Origin of the sequence: Methylomonas defluvii, assembly GCF_033949435.1 — a bacterium.
Taxonomy (GTDB): domain Bacteria; phylum Pseudomonadota; class Gammaproteobacteria; order Methylococcales; family Methylomonadaceae; genus Methylomonas; species Methylomonas defluvii.
This window is the reverse complement of record NZ_JAXARY010000011.1, coordinates 32124-47088: the sequence shown is the minus strand read 5'-3', so window position 1 is coordinate 47088 and position 14965 is coordinate 32124. Positions and strand designations below refer to the sequence as shown.

The 14965-nt window shown below is 53.0% G+C and carries 22 protein-coding genes; 3 read left to right on the top strand and 19 right to left on the bottom strand.

Annotated features, from left to right (window positions below; all coding sequences use genetic code 11):
* Window positions 1–123 precede the first annotated feature (123 nt).
* The 5 genes from hypF to QLH52_RS12905 all read right to left on the bottom strand — a co-directional run bounded on the left by hypF (window position 124) and on the right by QLH52_RS12905 (window position 5085).
* Window positions 124–2535: a carbamoyltransferase HypF gene (hypF, locus tag QLH52_RS12925; RefSeq protein ID WP_319961869.1), complete on the bottom strand. Its 2412-nt coding sequence runs from the start codon at window positions 2533–2535 to the stop codon at window positions 124–126.
* Window positions 2535–3572: a hydrogenase expression/formation protein HypE gene (gene hypE / locus QLH52_RS12920; protein WP_319961868.1), complete on the bottom strand. Its 1038-nt coding sequence runs from the start codon at window positions 3570–3572 to the stop codon at window positions 2535–2537. Before hypE ends, hypF begins: the two co-directional genes overlap by 1 nt.
* A gap of 64 nt (window positions 3573–3636) precedes the next feature.
* Complete coding sequence (locus QLH52_RS12915; RefSeq protein WP_319961867.1) at window positions 3637–4098, bottom strand: hypothetical protein; 462 nt, start codon at window positions 4096–4098, stop codon at window positions 3637–3639.
* 405 nt (window positions 4099–4503) lie between these two features.
* Window positions 4504–4788, bottom strand: a complete 285-nt coding sequence (locus tag QLH52_RS12910; protein WP_033159122.1) for an addiction module antidote protein — start codon at window positions 4786–4788, stop codon at window positions 4504–4506.
* Window positions 4789–4791: 3 nt separating this feature from the next.
* Window positions 4792–5085 (bottom strand): type II toxin-antitoxin system RelE/ParE family toxin, encoded by a 294-nt coding sequence (locus QLH52_RS12905; RefSeq protein WP_033159121.1) that lies wholly within the window; start codon window positions 5083–5085, stop codon window positions 4792–4794.
* 209 nt (window positions 5086–5294) lie between these two features.
* Here QLH52_RS12905 and QLH52_RS12900 point away from each other — a divergent pair, with 209 nt between their 5' ends.
* From QLH52_RS12900 to QLH52_RS12890, 3 genes are all read left to right on the top strand, one after another.
* Window positions 5295–5549: a prevent-host-death protein gene (locus QLH52_RS12900; protein ID WP_033159120.1), complete on the top strand. Its 255-nt coding sequence runs from the start codon at window positions 5295–5297 to the stop codon at window positions 5547–5549.
* Window positions 5549–5824, top strand: coding sequence for a type II toxin-antitoxin system RelE/ParE family toxin (locus QLH52_RS12895; RefSeq protein ID WP_319961866.1), 276 nt, complete (start codon window positions 5549–5551; stop codon window positions 5822–5824). The genes QLH52_RS12900 and QLH52_RS12895 overlap by 1 nt, the downstream gene beginning before the upstream one ends.
* Window positions 5825–6058: 234 nt before the next feature.
* On the top strand, window positions 6059–6316 hold the full coding sequence (locus tag QLH52_RS12890; protein ID WP_033159118.1) for a hypothetical protein: 258 nt from the start codon (window positions 6059–6061) through the stop codon (window positions 6314–6316).
* 64 nt (window positions 6317–6380) lie between these two features.
* Here the strand turns inward: QLH52_RS12890 and hypD are convergent, their stop codons facing one another.
* The 14 genes from hypD to QLH52_RS12820 form a co-directional block, all read right to left on the bottom strand.
* Window positions 6381–7490: a hydrogenase formation protein HypD gene (gene hypD, locus QLH52_RS12885; RefSeq protein WP_319961865.1), complete on the bottom strand. Its 1110-nt coding sequence runs from the start codon at window positions 7488–7490 to the stop codon at window positions 6381–6383.
* On the bottom strand, window positions 7487–7714 hold the full coding sequence (locus tag QLH52_RS12880) for a HypC/HybG/HupF family hydrogenase formation chaperone (protein WP_319961864.1): 228 nt from the start codon (window positions 7712–7714) through the stop codon (window positions 7487–7489). The genes hypD and QLH52_RS12880 overlap by 4 nt, the downstream gene beginning before the upstream one ends.
* An 82-nt stretch (window positions 7715–7796) precedes the next feature.
* Entirely contained in the window at window positions 7797–8090 is a 294-nt protein-coding gene (locus QLH52_RS12875; RefSeq protein ID WP_101054287.1) for a type II toxin-antitoxin system RelE/ParE family toxin, read from the bottom strand.
* Complete coding sequence (locus QLH52_RS12870) at window positions 8087–8299, bottom strand: addiction module protein (protein ID WP_171697522.1); 213 nt, start codon at window positions 8297–8299, stop codon at window positions 8087–8089. Before QLH52_RS12870 ends, QLH52_RS12875 begins: the two co-directional genes overlap by 4 nt.
* A gap of 56 nt (window positions 8300–8355) precedes the next feature.
* On the bottom strand, window positions 8356–9183 hold the full coding sequence (hypB, locus tag QLH52_RS12865; protein ID WP_319961863.1) for a hydrogenase nickel incorporation protein HypB: 828 nt from the start codon (window positions 9181–9183) through the stop codon (window positions 8356–8358).
* Entirely contained in the window at window positions 9183–9524 is a 342-nt protein-coding gene (hypA, locus tag QLH52_RS12860; RefSeq protein ID WP_319961862.1) for a hydrogenase maturation nickel metallochaperone HypA, read from the bottom strand. The genes hypB and hypA overlap by 1 nt, the downstream gene beginning before the upstream one ends.
* Before the next feature lie 83 nt (window positions 9525–9607).
* A complete protein-coding gene (locus QLH52_RS12855) occupies window positions 9608–10762 on the bottom strand; it encodes a nickel-dependent hydrogenase large subunit (RefSeq protein ID WP_319961861.1) in 1155 nt (384 codons plus the stop codon).
* A complete protein-coding gene (gene hybE / locus QLH52_RS12850) occupies window positions 10763–11224 on the bottom strand; it encodes a [NiFe]-hydrogenase assembly chaperone HybE (protein WP_319961860.1) in 462 nt (153 codons plus the stop codon). It lies immediately after the preceding gene.
* A gap of 2 nt (window positions 11225–11226) precedes the next feature.
* Window positions 11227–11448 carry a rubredoxin gene (locus QLH52_RS12845; RefSeq protein WP_319961859.1) on the bottom strand — a complete coding sequence of 74 codons (222 nt, stop codon included), beginning with the start codon at window positions 11446–11448 and terminating at the stop codon, window positions 11227–11229.
* A complete protein-coding gene (locus QLH52_RS12840) occupies window positions 11445–12293 on the bottom strand; it encodes a hydrogenase expression/formation protein (protein ID WP_319961858.1) in 849 nt (282 codons plus the stop codon). The genes QLH52_RS12845 and QLH52_RS12840 overlap by 4 nt, the downstream gene beginning before the upstream one ends.
* Before the next feature lie 397 nt (window positions 12294–12690).
* Entirely contained in the window at window positions 12691–13623 is a 933-nt protein-coding gene (locus tag QLH52_RS12835; protein ID WP_319961857.1) for a hypothetical protein, read from the bottom strand.
* A gap of 480 nt (window positions 13624–14103) precedes the next feature.
* Window positions 14104–14379, bottom strand: a complete 276-nt coding sequence (locus QLH52_RS12830; RefSeq protein WP_064039509.1) for a hypothetical protein — start codon at window positions 14377–14379, stop codon at window positions 14104–14106.
* Entirely contained in the window at window positions 14369–14653 is a 285-nt protein-coding gene (locus QLH52_RS12825; protein WP_319961856.1) for a BrnT family toxin, read from the bottom strand. The genes QLH52_RS12830 and QLH52_RS12825 overlap by 11 nt, the downstream gene beginning before the upstream one ends.
* A 39-nt stretch (window positions 14654–14692) precedes the next feature.
* Window positions 14693–14914 (bottom strand): addiction module protein, encoded by a 222-nt coding sequence (locus tag QLH52_RS12820; protein ID WP_319961855.1) that lies wholly within the window; start codon window positions 14912–14914, stop codon window positions 14693–14695.
* Window positions 14915–14965: the final 51 nt, after the last annotated feature.

Genomic DNA, 14965 nt, shown 5'->3' with positions numbered 1-14965 from the left:
ATTGCTGCCATGTTGCAGAACTACCTGACGCTTTTGCGTTGAAACGGATACAGCAAAAACATTCTAACGCAAATTATCAACCGACTTCGATCTCCAATTGCCTCGCTCGAGTTAACCGCAAGATTATCCAGCGCTCGCCGCCGCGATCACCGCCTGCCCCAAAGCCAGCCCACCGTCGTTCATCGGATAGCGTCGTGGCGATAACACGGTTTTGCCGTGTCGACGCAATTGCTCGCTGACTGCTTCCATCAACAAGCGGTTTTGAAACACGCCTCCGCTGAGTACAACGCTATCCGCGCCAGCTTCTCCGCTCAATTGCATTAGCAACTCAACGGTCGCCGCAGCCAGGCTATGGTGAATCCGGGCGGCGATGCGGGCCTTGTCGATGCAGATTTGCAGATCGGCCAACACCGCCCGCCAAAGGCCCGGCCAACTCAATACCGTCATGTCGCAGTTGCGCTCCACGGACCAAGCGTCCGCGTAAGCCTGTTCTTGGGCAAACACCGGCGTCGCCAACACTTCCATGGCAATCGCGGCTTGGCCTTCGAAATGCACTTGCTCCGGGTGCAGCCCAAAAGCCGCGGCAAAGGCGTCGAACCAACGCCCGCAGGAACTACTCAGCGGCGAGTTGAGGTTTTTCGTCAGCATCGTATCCAACGTTGCCAAAGGCTTGCCGGCCAACAGCCGCATGATGTCCAAATCCGCGTAGTCACGCTGTAAAATCGGCCAATCGAAATAATGCCGCAGTTGTGCATAAGTATTCCGCCAAGGCTCCCGCATCGCCTGGGCACCGCCGAGTAAGGCGATAGGCTGAAAATATCCAAGCCGAGTGTAACTCCGGTAATCGCCCAATAAAAATTCGCCGCCCCATAATTCACCATCCTCGCCCATGCCCAAACCATCGAAGATCGCCGCCAAAACCGGCGGTGCGTTCAGATCAACGCCATGTTCGGCCAGACAAGCCGCCAGATGGGCATGGTGATGCTGGACGCGGACTAATTCGATAGATTCAGTGGCAGCCAAGGCCTGGCCGTATTGAGTCGATAGATAGCCGGCGTGCTTATCGACAGCAATCTTTACCGGCCGAAGGTCGTTAAGCTTTTTGTACAAATCAATGGTTTGCCGGTAATTCTGTTGCACGGCGGCGTTTTCCAGATCGCCGATGTGCTGGCTGACCAGCGCTTGGCCGTTTTTCAGCAAACAAACACTGTTTTTCAACTCGGCACCCAGTGCCAGAATATTGCCGGATTCCGCAAACCCCGGAGCCAATACCAAAACCTCCGGACTAGAGCCACGTCCCCGGCGCAGCATACGCATCTGACCATCCATCAAACGCACTACCGAATCGTCCAGGCGATTGACGATGTCACGGTCGTACAACAACCAATAATCCACGATGCCCGCTAATTTTTCCCGCGCCTCGGCGTTATCTGTACATTGCGGCTCGTCGGAAATATTGCCCGAAGTCAACACGATGGGCGCCTCCAACTCTTGCATCAGCAAGCTATGCAAGGGCGTGTACGGCAGCATGAAACCCAGTTTGTCGTCGTCCGGCGCGACGCCGCTCGCTAGATATTCGCCTTGCGCTGGTAACAGCACGATAGGCGCGGCGCGGTCCTCCAAGGCTGACAGTTCCAGAGAATTGATCAGCGCATAACGGCTTACCATCGCTGCATCCCGTGCCATCAGCGCAAACGGCTTAGCGTAACGGCGCTTGCGCTGTCTGAGCTTGTCGACAGCTCCGGTATTACTCGCATCGCAAGCGAGGTGAAAACCGCCCAGACCTTTGATGGCGAGGATGTAGCCTTGGCGAATCAGATCCACGGCTTGGTGGATGACATCGTTCATCACGTCTGCGTTCATGGTTCCCACGCTCCGCGTGGGGACCCCGTCTTGGACGCTCCGGCGTCCTGAACCGCTCGGCGGTTCCGGCTGCATTCCCACGCCGAGCGAGGGACCGATAGCAGCCTCCAACCACAGCTTTGGCCCGCAAACCGGGCAGCAATTGGCCTGGGCGTGAAAGCGCCGATCAGCCGGGTCGTCGTATTCGTGTTGGCATTCCGGACACATGGCAAATGCCGCCATGCTGGTATGACAGCGGTCGTAAGGCACGCTGTGGACGATGGACAGGCGTGGGCCGCAGTGGGTGCAATTGGTGAACGGGTAACGGTAACGGCGGTTACGGGGATCGGCAATCTCAGCCAGGCAAGCCGGGCAGGTTGCGGCGTCGGCGGCGATTGCCGTTTCGGCACGGCCGGATTGGCTGGCGACAATACGAAATTCGCTGTCCGCCGCCTCCCCGGCTAAATCAGTGATTTCCAAGGTGTCCAAGCGCGCCAGCGGCGGTAGCTGGTTGGGAATGGCGGCGGCGAAGCGTTCCAGAGCGGCCGCGTCGCCATGCACATGAATCATTACGCCTTCGGCGTCGTTCCACACCGCTCCCACCAAACCAAACTCGCGCGCCAAATGCCAGATCGCCGGCCGAAAGCCCACGCCTTGCACCACGCCGCGCGCGCGGATGGCCTTGCCGGGCATCAGCAGATGCGCGGCAGTTGTTCGCCGACCGGCCAATCGACGATGCGCCGGCCGCCGAACGCGGTGGTCATTTGCACGAAATGGTGCGGGTCAGCGATGGCTTGGCCGATGATGGCGGCATCGCGGCCCAAGGGATGCTGGCGCATCGCCGCCAGCAAGGTCTCGGCGGCAGCGGCGTCGCAAATACAGACCAGTTTGCCTTCGTTGGCGACATACAGCGGGTCGAGGCCGAGGATTTCGCAAGCGGCCTTGACCTCGGCCTTGACCGGAATCGCCGCCTCGTCGATGACCATGCCGACGCCGGATTGGCCGGCCAGTTCGTTCAAGGCCGCCGCCAAACCGCCGCGGGTTGGGTCGCGCAAACAGCGGATCGCCGCCGGTGCCGCAGACACCATCTCGGCCACCAAACCGTGCAACGCCGCCGAGTCGGAGACGATGCTGGTTTCGAATTGCAGGTTCTCGCGGTTAGCCATGATAGCCACGCCGTGGTCGCCGATGCTGCCGCTGAGCAAAATCGCGCAACCGGCCTCGGCGCGGTCGCTGGAAATATTCACCCCGTCCGGCACGATGCCGACGCCAGTAGTGGTAATGAACACCCCGTCGCCCTTGCTGCGCTCCACTACCTTGGTGTCGCCGGTGACAATCGGCGTGCCAGCAGCCTTGGCGGCGGCGGCCATGCTGATGACGATGCGCTCCAGGTCGGCCAGCGGCAAGCCTTCTTCCAAGATGAAGCCGGCGCTCAGGTAAAGCGGTTTGGCGCCGGACATCGCCACGTCGTTGACCGTGCCATGCACCGCCAACGAACCGATGTCGCCGCCCGGAAAAAACAACGGCGAAATCACGTGGCCGTCAGTGCTAATCGCCAATCGACCGGCCGGCACATCAAACAAGGCCTGATCGTTTTGCCGGCGCAACAAGTCGTTATCGAAATGCTTAACGAACAGTTCGGTAATCAATTGCGCCATCGCCCGGCCGCCACCGCCGTGGGTGAGATCGACTTGGCCGGATTTTAGATTGAGTGAATGGGAGTAGGACATGGGTTTGAATTATTGATGTTCTGGCGAATGGATTAGATGTAGGGTACGCACCGCGTACCCTGGGCTACATAAGCTTTAAGGCTGCACGTACTTTTTCCCAAGCTCCTAAATAACCATCAATGAGTAGCTTGCGCTGAATTGTCACGACACCCTTGGAAGAGAAATCCTTACCATGCTTTTCACGATATTTAGCGTTGTACGCTTCATGCTGCGGCAACAGCAATTTGCGAAGTTCTGCACTTGTTATTACAAAATATTCTGGAGACTCGAATTCGTTTTCAGGTAAATGAACTAGGATCCAGATACTTGAATTATCGGCTGGTAACTCGCTACCAAGCACCCATTTGGATTGTGCAGTTGATTTAACTTCCAGTGAAACAGCTGTGGTCCCGTTAATCCCAATAACATCTGCCTTTTTGGCGTTCCCATAAGTTACTGCTGCCATAATTCCTCGACGGAGCAACTCGCCAGCAACTAGGAATTCTCCAGCTAGACCGATTGTATGTTTATGTAATTGTTTGGACATTGTTAATCTACTAATCCGGTAAATACCCTGCGATGGCTTCACGATGTTTATTTTGGTGGACACCATATCTTTCGTATCGTAGATCAAGATCCCTCTGAATAGACAGCGCAACCTGGGTCGCGCGTCTATCACCAAAATCAGCAAATATTCTTGCCAAGACGACTCGGCACTGCATTGCACTAAAGCTACGATTACATCGCTGGTCGTGGAAGATACATGCCAACCATCTCATGGTCATTTCCGCTGATGTCGCATTCATACCATGTGGATAAGGGCATGTAGCTCCACGTATGTGAGCGTCGTAGCATTCCAGGATATGTTCTTCAGTTATCGGCATATTTCTATTCGTTAATTTAAGGGCCATAGATGTGCTGAGCGAAGCGCATCTTTCGCGGACGGGCAGCATCAAACCGGCTCTGCGTGTAACTTAACACCCAATGCCCGAATAACCTTCAACACCGTGTCGAAGCGCGGTTTTGCACCGGGGGCCAACGCTTTGTACAAACTTTCGCGGCCCAGGCCTGATTCTTTGGCGATCATGGCCATGCCTTTGGCTTTGGCGATATAGCCCAAGGCTCTTATCAGTTCGTCGCTATCGCCTTCTTCCAGCACTTGGTTAAGGTATTCGCTGACTGCTTCGTCGCTATCCAATAGCGTGATCATGTCGAAGGGCAGTAGTTGTTCACTCATGTTTCAAACCTCTTTAGCCAGTTTAATCGCACGTTGAATATCAGACTGTTGGGTAGACTTATCGCCGCCGGCCAACAAAATAATCATCATGCCGTTACGTATTGTGTAATAAACGCGGTAACCCGCACCGAGATCGATGCGCATCTCGCAAACGCCTTCGCCCACCGCTTTGATGTCGCCAAGATTACCGGTCTGCGCCCGGTCAATGCGGCGGTAAATCGCGGTTTTGGAGCGCAGGTCTTTTAAAGACGCCAGCCATTTTGCAAACGATTCCGTTTGCTGCACGACATAATTCATGGGTCAATTGTATCCGTTTAGATACACGCATTCAACCGCAACTCAAGCACGTTTGAAACATACCCAAAAGGTCCTTCGATGCCCAATGGTGTAAAGGCAATAGATGCTGAGCGACATATAGCCCTGATTTTTTGAGTATAAAAGATCGCTTGCTTAATCACACTATTAAGCACACCATTGACATCCTAAATTAACTGCCGGGAATAACCATGTCGCAAATTAGCGCCAACGATTTAAAAACCAAAGGTGTCGCTGCTATCGAAGCGGCGCTGGCCGAGGCACCGGAAGCAGTGGTGTCGGTGCGCGGCAAGGAGCGTTTTGTGGTGATGGACATCGCCCATTACCACTATTTGCGCGAATGCGAACTGGATGCGGCGCTGGCGCAAACCCGCGCGGATTTGGCGGCCGGCCGCTTCACCCAGGAGTCTCCGGAAGCGCATTTGGCCCGGCTGGACACGCTGTAATGGCGTATGCCTTGGTTTTTACCGAGCAATACAACAAAAAGGCCGCACGCTTTATCAAACGTCATCCGGCACTCCGGCAACCGTATCTAAAAACTTTGCAGCTACTGGAAGCCAATCCGTTTCACCCGTCGCTCCGTTTGCATCCACTGCAAGGCAAGTTGGCTGGACTGCATTCGGTTTCCATCAATTTGTCTTACCGCATTACCCTGGAATTATTGATCGAAGACGGCCGCATCATTCCCATCAATATTGGCGATCACGACGCGGATTACTGAGCGCAAGCACGGCCCAGCACTTCCTGAAATAGTTATTTAATCTCCGTCGGCTTGAGCATACTCGCCCCTCCCCCGCGACACTGCTTATCTACTGTCCCAAATCCTCGGGCGATTGCTTGGAGTTTCCGGCTGTGGTAGAAAACGTCCGCCGATGCCTAAAATCATCCGCACCAGCGGTTAGGACGCTTGTCCGGACCGTAGTCTAAAAATAATAATTAACACGAGGTAACGTTCATGAAAACAAATCTACTCGCTATATTGACACTGGCAGCTGTTGCCATCACGCCTTCACTGGCCAGCGCCGATGCGGCGGCTACTTGCAAAGGTTGCCATAACGGCTCGGTCGCACCGGCCGTGGATGCCTTGAAAGCTAAATTCAAAACCGCCGACGAGTTGGTTGCTGGCGCCAAAGCGTCGACAAACCCCATGATGAAACCGATGCAGGGCGACGAAGCGAAACTGAAAGCGGCGGCAGCAGAAATCTATAAATAAGCCGCATCACTTAGTCCGCTAAACACGGGCCACCCAAGCGGGCGTTAAATAGCGCCCGCTTTTTCTAACTTTGCCGCAGCCGCCCGTAACTCCAATAGGCCGCGCAAGCCCCTTCCGACGACACCATGCACGAACCCATCGGGTTTTCCGGGGTACAGACCGTGCCCAACAGTTTGCAATCCTGCGGCTTTTTCGCGCCGCGCAGGATGGCTGGACAATCGCAGCCTTTGACATCGCTGGCTTGGATCGCCGGCATATCGAAGCGCTGTTCGGCGTCGAACTCTGCGTATTCGGCTTTAAGTTTTAACGCGCTATGCGGGATCAAACCCAAACCGCGCCATTCGAAGTGCGGTCGTAACTCGAATATCTCGGCCATCAAGGCTTGGGCTTTGAGATTGCCTTCGCGGGTCACCGCGCGGCTGTATTCGTTTTCCACTGTATGCTGACCGGCATTGAGTTGGCGGATCAACATCAAGGCCGATTGCATCACGTCCAGCGGCTCGAAACCGGCAATGACGATGGGCTTGGCGTAATGTTCGGCAAAGGTTTCGTAGGGTTTGCTGCCGATCACGCTGCTGACGTGCGACGGGCCGAGGAAGGCGTCGATTTGCACCGGCTCCGGCGCATCCAAAATGGCTTGCATCGCGGCAGGCGTCAGCACATGGTTACAAAACACCGAGAAATTCGTCAGCCCCTCGGCTTGCGCTTGCTTGACCGCAACCGCAGTCGGCGGCGTGGTGGTTTCAAAGCCAATCGCGAAAAACACCACTTGCCGATCCGGATTATCTCGGGCGATTTTCAAGGCGTCTTGGGTGGAATAAACCATGCGAATATCGCCGCCAGCCGCCTTGGCTTTGAGCAGACTTTGCCTGCCGCCACCGGGCACCCGCATCAGATCGGCATAAGTGCAGAGTATTACGCCGTGCTGTTCGACCAACTGAATCGCATTGTCGATGCGCCCGGTCGGCAACACGCACACCGGACAACCGGGGCCGTGAATGAACTCGACATTGCTCGGCATTAAATCCTGCACGCCATAACGAAAAATCGCATGGGTATGGCCGCCGCAAAACTCCATCAGCCGGTAATGGCGGTCCGGATTGACGGTTTGCGCAATGCTGTTAGCCAGTTGCTGGGCCAGATCGTGCTGACGGAATTCGTCGATGTATTTCATGAGGCGGTTAGACCGGCTTCCGCAAACAAGGCCAAAGTTTTCAGGGCCTCGTCCTCGTCGATTTTATTCAGCGCATAACCGACGTGGACCAGCACATAGTCGCCGACTTTCACATCATCGACCAAGGCCAGCGACACTTCCACTTTGACGTTGTCCACTGACGCCGTCGCCATCTGTGTTGAAAAATCAATTTCGGTAATTTGGGCAGGGAGGGCTAGGCACATAAGCTGATTGTTGATGTTGTAGATTAATTCGGCGCTTGCTTTCGCATCACTTTTTGCATGCGGGCTTCAGGTTGAGACCTTATTACCCAATTCTTTCCATCCAATAATCAGGTTTTCGATGTAAATGCGCTACTGCAATTACGATAACTTTGCCTTCATCAAGGCCGTACAAAACACCATACGGAAAACGTTTTATCAGGCAGCGTCTTATCTCATTGCCAATCAACGTATAGGATTTTGGATACGCGGTAATTCGCCTAATCGCAGCATCGAACTCGTGTAAAAACTGTAGACCTAGATTATTTTGCTGTATTTCATACCATTCAAAGGCCTGATCGAGCTCGGCTTGCGCGGCTTCGAGAAATTCAACCTTCATTTATATTTCTGCATAACCGCTTCATAACTGACTGTTTTTAGCTTGCCATCTTTATAGCCTTGCCAACGTTTTTGCGCCTCGTCGCGCCAGACAGCATCGATTTCCGGATTCGGCGCATCCAGATCGGCAAGCAACATCTCTGCTAAACGCAATTTCTCCAATGGCATTAAGTGGCTGATTTGTTGGTAAATTTCTTGACTAGTCGGCATATCCTTTCCTCGAAAATGAAGGTAAACGGTCAGAAAAAATCTTACCGCATAGTGATTTAAGCATACTCAATCCGCTGCAAAGCCATCTCCGCCCTCAGCCAGGTCAGCCAGTTGTCCATGCCTTCGCCAGTCTTGGCCGATAGCGACAAAACCTTGATGCGCGGGTTAACTTGTTTCGCGTACTGGATACATTGCGCGCTGTCGAAATCCAGATACGGCAGCAAATCGGTTTTGTTTAAGATCATCAAATCGGCGGCATGGAACATGTCCGGATATTTGATTGGTTTGTCCTCGCCTTCGGTGACCGACAGGATCACCACCTTGTGCGCTTCGCCCAAGTCAAACGCTGACGGGCACACCAAATTGCCGACGTTTTCAATGAACAGCAGACTATGCTCAGGCAAATTGAGACTTTCCAAGCCATGACCGACCCGATGCGCGTCCAGATGACAGCCCTTGCCGGTGTTGATTTGCAGCGCCGGCACGCCGGTGGCGCGAATGCGGTCGGCATCTCGCGCGGTTTGTTGGTCGCCTTCAATAACCGCGATGCTCAACTCGTCTTTCAAACGCAGAATGGTTTCAGTCAACAGCGTGGTCTTGCCGGAGCCGGGACTGGACACCAAGTTCAAAGCCAGCATGCCACGCTCGCTAAAATAGCGGCGATTTTCGTCGGCATAACGATTGTTTTTTGCCAGAATATCCTGCTCGATCCGCACCATCCGCGCCTGAGTCAGACCCGGCGCATGCGCGTGTTCCGCGCTATGGTCGTGATGATGGTGATGACCATGCTCGTGACTGTGGTGGTGATCATGAGCATGCTCGTGATCATGTGGATCGTCGTGCGAGTGGGTATGGCCCTCGCCGCAGCCGCATACGCCGCACATTACTCTACCTCCAGTTCTTTAATTCGCATTTGATCGCCATCGACGATCTGTAATTGATGACTGCCGCAGTGCGGACATTCGTCGTATAACTGTCTCACCAGCACCTCACAGCCGCACGGCATGCACCACGCCACCCCCGGCACTTCGATAATTTCCAAGCGGGCCTGGTCGACCAGGGAGCCTTGCATCACCACTTCAAAACTAAACTGCATCGCCTCCGGTTCTACGCCGGACAAGGCGCCAATCTCCAGCCAGACGGTTTTGACCTTGGCAAATTGCTGAGCCTTGGCCTGTTGTTCGATGATCTGTAACACGCTCTCGCAGAGCGACATTTCGTGCATGATGGTTACCAGTCAATATATGCCAGCCGTAGGGTACGCACGGCGTACCTTTCAAACTTTCGATGGTACGCGGCGGTGCGTACCTACCGTTTATTCAATATCAAACGATAGGCCACGCAAGGATCGACCGCATTGATCAGCCATTCCGCCTGCTGCCGCAAACCATCGACAGGGTCCGCTTGCAAAGACTTTAAACCTTGGGCCAACACACCATCGGGGTGAAAATTCCATTCGGTCGGAGCCACTATGCGGTAATCGTACACCCTGCCTTGACGCAACTCCAGGCGATGAATCAATAAGCCGCGCGCGGCTTGGACTTGCGCCAAGCCAACGTCATCTGCAGCGTACGCCGACATCATGCCAGCCATTGCTGTTATTCCCCGCGGGATTACTGCCATTTCCATTAACACGGCAACAAAGCGCAGCAACAAACCATTGCCGTAATGGCTATGCAAATCCGCGAGCAAGCGCGACGCTTGCTGACGACTGAAAGGTGTCGTCTCAAAACAGCGCCCCAGCCACTGCGGCGTCCGACAGAAGTCCAACGGATCTGTGTTTTGCATCTGCCTGTTCAGTTCGGCCGAATCCAATTCCGGCAAACCCACCACAGGGCTGTTCCCTAGCGCCGGCCAATCGCGTTGATATACAGCATTCAATAGTTGCGCTGCCACCCCTGTATTGCCATCCAACCAGTCGCGCAAATGCGCTTCGTCCGAAATCGCCAGAAACCCGTTGCGGCCGCCCGCAAAAATCGCTTGATCGATTAAGCTGGTCAATTCATCAAGCAAAGTCTGCAAAAACGCTCCGTCGATCTGCAACAGGCTATCCAGCTTAAACGCCTCGCCATCCCTGAATAAACACGATTTGAACTGCCTATCCAATTTTAATAGCGCCGCAAGCGCGAGCTTATCGGCAGGCTGACCCAGCAAAACCGGCCAATCCAATAATATCCGCCAAGCGTGTTCGCGCACGGTTTCCAGTTGCAGCAAGCATTCCCGAGCGGCATCAGCTTCCGGCTCAGCGGTCATCTGCAAGGCAGCGCGGCAGGCCATTAAAGCCGCGTAAGCCTGGGCATTGCCGCATAAAGAAAACAGTAGTGGCACCATGCTCAACACTTGCTCCGGCGTTTTGCCGACCAGCACCTGCGCCGCCTCCGGCCGGGTCGCGCCTATCTTCACCGCAGCGACTTGGCCGGCGCGATGCGTCAGTTCGATAGTAATCTCGCCCGCCGGCGTCACTTAAGGTCTTACCAAATTGCCGCGCAACAAATCGCGGCGGCTGATCGCTCGTGGCGCGGGAACGGCTAGCAAAGCTTGCAATGCACTTTCCGCAGCCGCCACGGCCGCCGCTTGGTCGGCAAATTGAAACATCGGCGAAAATAGCGAACATTGCGCGTAGCGCCCCAATTGCCGTTCATCAGCGACGACGAACTCGAAACTGCCGTACGGAAAAGCCTGGTCAAACTTGGTTCCTGGCGCTTGCGCCGACCATCGACTTTCCGCGCTTGGCAGCAGCAACAGGTTCATAAACCAGGGCGTAATCAACACCCCCACCCAATCGGCGTTGTAGCGGCTAAACCCAAGCGCTCCCACCGCTAATGCCGGATTCAGCACCGGCAAGTCCCGCATCCGTTGGGCCAGGATATCGTTAAACAAGGCTTCCAGCGTTTGCCGAATCTGCTCACCGTCCTGCCAGTGCATACTTAATCGTCCAGCACCAAAAAGCCCTGCTTCGGCGCACCGCATTGCGGACAGCTCCAATGCTCAGGCAAATCGGCAAAAGCAGTGTTAGGCGGTATTTGCCAAACGGCATCGCCCTCGGCCGGATCATAGACATGCCAGCAAATCTTGCATTCCAGCTTGGCTTCGGGCGGCAATCGAGAAGCATCGCCACCGTAAGCGCCGGCGAAGAAACCTTCGCTCACAAATACACCTGCAAAATTTCCTGCAAACGCTGGTGGCTGTCGGCAATGTCTTCCGCCGACGCGCACGCCACATTCGGCACCTCGCTGACTTCCAGGGTATTGAGGATGAGCGTATCCTGCGAATTAAAATATCGTACCCACCAAACGTTACGGGTCGCGGTAGCGTCGATCCGGCAGTTGCCGTAACCACGCGACAAAATCGTCACCGCCCCCTTGCCCAAACGTTGCTCCAGAAACGCCAAATCCTGCTCGGTTTGCGGCAGCAAACTCAAGTTGATGATATGCGCTTCGGCGCCGGGTTGATACTCGGCGATTTTGGCATTCAACTCGGCCAGCAAGGGTGGCGCATTCATCACGCCGTCCGGCAGCGCGCTCATGTCAGTATCGATATGCGTGGCGGCATCGGAAAATGCGGTTTGCAAGATGGCTTGTGGGATGATGCCGACTTCCAATGTATCGGTAACGATCTGCTTTTGCCCATCCAGGCGTTGCGAACGCCAGACACCGGCCAGCACCGATTCCTGAATTCGCAGGGTTTCCGCGCCCTTACACAGCATGCTGACTTCGCCTTCGCCGAGCAGTTCGTCGACGAATTGGCGATTGGTTTGGTCCAGGCTTATCACGTCTATGGTTTGGCTGGTTGCTGGATACTTTGCCAAATTCCGCTCAAGCTGCTGCAACGCGGTTTTGGCCTGCGCCAGATCGGCCGCATTCAAGTCCACCGAAATCGCCGGCATCCGGTATGTGGCCATTTCTTCCGGCATCGCCAGATAGTCGAGTTCGACGCCGTCTTCCTCGGCGGGTTGGCTGCCTTGGCCGAAAATAGGGAGAGTTATTGAGGTCATATTTTGGCGATCGCTTTGAGTTATCTGGTTAATTTATAGGAGTTTGTTTATTTGGTGTCGCTATCGCGGTTTATTTTGATGTCGGGTTTCGGCCCGACAGCCGAAATACTTTCTTTTGCGTGGCCAAAAGAAAGTATTCAAAGAAAAAGCCACCCGGAATTCCGCCTTTATCCTGCGCGTCTCGCTTTTGGCGAGGGCTTTCGGAAGGGCCATCCCTGGCCCTCCGAAAACGAGCGGCATCCTTGCCGCTCCCCTACGGGCTGATCCCGCCAAAAGCTGCGATGCTCGGGGCGGAATAACGGGAGTAACTCATACCCAAACTCAAAGAAAACCGAAAATTTAAGCACACGCTTTGAAAAATTATTCCCTATTGCCCACTCTATTTGAAGATCAAGTGCTATTTCAATTTTGAAGAGTATTCATCAGCTGGTACAAATGAAATGCTACATTTTGGAGTTGGTATCGGAGATGGGTCATCAACATCCCGCCAACCAGCACTCCATGTTCCATACATTTGCTTACTAATCGAATCCATCGTTATTTCGGCAACCAATTCTTTCGAGTCAAATTTGCAACTTAAAGATGAATTTTCCCAAGAAAATGAAGAAAGCATTATTAGGAATTCTCTATGAAACTTTACTAAGTTAGAGTCCTGCGCATTCTTCACAATTAGCGGAACAGGGTTGGGTTTTTGAGGGGAATCCGACAAATAAATTACAGCGTCTATATACTCAAGTTTGTCGATTACTTGTGTTATATATGCGCAGGCTAGATCGATATTTAATGATGGCGCCCACTCATTGACTATTACAACTATTCCTCTGGCATCTTTGAAACCAATAATTTTTTTACCATCACGGATTTGTGTGTTTGCGTGCTTAAGATGATCAAGAAATGCATGGTCTAATTTCGTTTTTAAGAATTTTGACCACGGAATATCGGGACTGTAGTTTTTAATTTTATGTACCGGGTTAGCTCCTATTGCTTTTACTTCCAAAAAACATTCAATTTGGTTGGATACTGCGTACTTTCCGCTAACAGCAAGGGGAGTAACGCGATATTTTAATGCTCCCATATCTGCATGATGATTTTGTCCAGACGGGTCTTGTATAGATAGTATTAATTCTTTTGTAGACGTATTGGGCTTTGGAATATCACTTTCTAATCCAAGCCAAAAGTAATCTGGCCAACGAAGACTTTCTTTCCACATTTGTGCTCCAGAATTTGCCAGATCGTGGAGTACTCTAAAATCCCCTCTGTCAGCACTAACAGCTTGAGGCCATTTTTTTAAAATGTAATTAATATTATTTTTAGTAAAGCGGCGTTTCATCAATTAAAAACTTTAGTCCTTTAGGATGAGCTGAACAGAGTGAAGCTCATCAATCGCGAACGATGCGCCTCCTTTCGTCGGCAGCATCCTACAACACAATTGCAAACCTAGCTTTCAAAATCATCTAATAACCTTTCATCTCGCGACAGGGTTGTTCCCGTTATTCCGCCCCGAGCATCGCAGCTTTTGGCGAGATCAGCCCGGTAGGGGAGCGGCAGGGATGCCGCTCGTTTTCGGAGGGGCTGGGAAGCCCCTTCCGAAAACCCTCGCCAAAAGCGAGAAGCGCAGGATTAAGGCGGAATTCCGGGTGGCCTTTCTTTTGGTGACTTTTCTTTGGCCAAACAAAGAAAAGTCACTCGGCTGTCGGGCCGAGACCCGACTTCAAAAAACCCGTCGCGGCAGCGACACATTGACTCGACAAGATTGGAAGCTAGAGCTTCCGAGAAAAGGTTCCCAAGAAGAACTAGAAAAACTCACTCATCAAACATCAAATTTAATCTTCCCATTCGCATATTGATGTATCAACGAACTAATCAACACTTGATACGGCAATCCCTGACTAACCGACTGCGCCTTCAACCGTTCGAGATCGCTTTCCAACAACCGAATGCTGACCGTTTTCTTTTTGCCTATTTGGTCGCGGGCGATTTGGCTATAGCGGCTTTTTTCGCCATCCAAGTTATCGACACTGACAGCCGCGCCGCCTTCGACATAATCGACAATCTCTTGTTCTTCAATCGATAGTTCAGTCGCCATGTTGAGCCTCTTTAAAATATTGCTTGTGATATTTACGGCTTGGAATGATATTTTTCAAAAATATCGTTTCGCTGTCTTCCACGAATGGCACGTAACAGATGTAATCCCTGATACGAACGATAAAAATTTTCTGATGCGGATATTTGTCAACATTATGATGTGGCAATACATCAAGCAATCTTTCTTCACTAATCGCCACCAAGACATCCTCGAAGCAGACGCCACGAGTGTTTTTGAGTAGTTGGTTCTTATGCTCGTCCCAGTCAAACCGCATGTTTAGCTCATCGAGTTATTTGCATAAAAACGAGCAATGTTAAAAAGAACGCCATTCGTCCAAAGGCAAGCCTTCTTGTTCAATCGCTTTATTGTAGGCAGAGGTAAATTCAGCAACTCTGCGCGCCGATTCCTCGCCCCATAACCGCTCGAACTCCGACTCGGAAACGTCCTCGAGGCTCAATAGCAGGCGTTGCGCCAAAGCCGCCCGGTCTTGAAGCGGTAAGGCCAAAATTTCGGCTTCCAGTTGTGCGAGATTCATGTCGGCGATACCCCCGTTAAGCAGAAAACTCGTTCACGCCGGTACAAGCGC

Coding starts and splice junctions, on each gene's coding strand:
- hypF (WP_319961869.1), bottom strand. CDS start 2,535: ATGCCCGGCAAGGCCATCCGCGCGCGCGGCGTGGTGCAAGGCGTGGGC.
- hypE (WP_319961868.1), bottom strand. CDS start 3,572: ATGTCCTACTCCCATTCACTCAATCTAAAATCCGGCCAAGTCGATCTC.
- QLH52_RS12915 (WP_319961867.1), bottom strand. CDS start 4,098: ATGTCCAAACAATTACATAAACATACAATCGGTCTAGCTGGAGAATTC.
- QLH52_RS12910 (WP_033159122.1), bottom strand. CDS start 4,788: ATGAGTGAACAACTACTGCCCTTCGACATGATCACGCTATTGGATAGC.
- QLH52_RS12905 (WP_033159121.1), bottom strand. CDS start 5,085: ATGAATTATGTCGTGCAGCAAACGGAATCGTTTGCAAAATGGCTGGCG.
- QLH52_RS12900 (WP_033159120.1), top strand. CDS start 5,295: ATGTCGCAAATTAGCGCCAACGATTTAAAAACCAAAGGTGTCGCTGCT.
- QLH52_RS12895 (WP_319961866.1), top strand. CDS start 5,549: ATGGCGTATGCCTTGGTTTTTACCGAGCAATACAACAAAAAGGCCGCA.
- QLH52_RS12890 (WP_033159118.1), top strand. CDS start 6,059: ATGAAAACAAATCTACTCGCTATATTGACACTGGCAGCTGTTGCCATC.
- hypD (WP_319961865.1), bottom strand. CDS start 7,490: ATGAAATACATCGACGAATTCCGTCAGCACGATCTGGCCCAGCAACTG.
- QLH52_RS12880 (WP_319961864.1), bottom strand. CDS start 7,714: ATGTGCCTAGCCCTCCCTGCCCAAATTACCGAAATTGATTTTTCAACA.
- QLH52_RS12875 (WP_101054287.1), bottom strand. CDS start 8,090: ATGAAGGTTGAATTTCTCGAAGCCGCGCAAGCCGAGCTCGATCAGGCC.
- QLH52_RS12870 (WP_171697522.1), bottom strand. CDS start 8,299: ATGCCGACTAGTCAAGAAATTTACCAACAAATCAGCCACTTAATGCCA.
- hypB (WP_319961863.1), bottom strand. CDS start 9,183: ATGTGCGGCGTATGCGGCTGCGGCGAGGGCCATACCCACTCGCACGAC.
- hypA (WP_319961862.1), bottom strand. CDS start 9,524: ATGCACGAAATGTCGCTCTGCGAGAGCGTGTTACAGATCATCGAACAA.
- hybE (WP_319961860.1), bottom strand. CDS start 11,224: ATGCACTGGCAGGACGGTGAGCAGATTCGGCAAACGCTGGAAGCCTTG.
- QLH52_RS12840 (WP_319961858.1), bottom strand. CDS start 12,293: ATGACCTCAATAACTCTCCCTATTTTCGGCCAAGGCAGCCAACCCGCC.
- QLH52_RS12835 (WP_319961857.1), bottom strand. CDS start 13,623: ATGAAACGCCGCTTTACTAAAAATAATATTAATTACATTTTAAAAAAA.
- QLH52_RS12830 (WP_064039509.1), bottom strand. CDS start 14,379: ATGGCGACTGAACTATCGATTGAAGAACAAGAGATTGTCGATTATGTC.
- QLH52_RS12825 (WP_319961856.1), bottom strand. CDS start 14,653: ATGCGGTTTGACTGGGACGAGCATAAGAACCAACTACTCAAAAACACT.
- QLH52_RS12820 (WP_319961855.1), bottom strand. CDS start 14,914: ATGAATCTCGCACAACTGGAAGCCGAAATTTTGGCCTTACCGCTTCAA.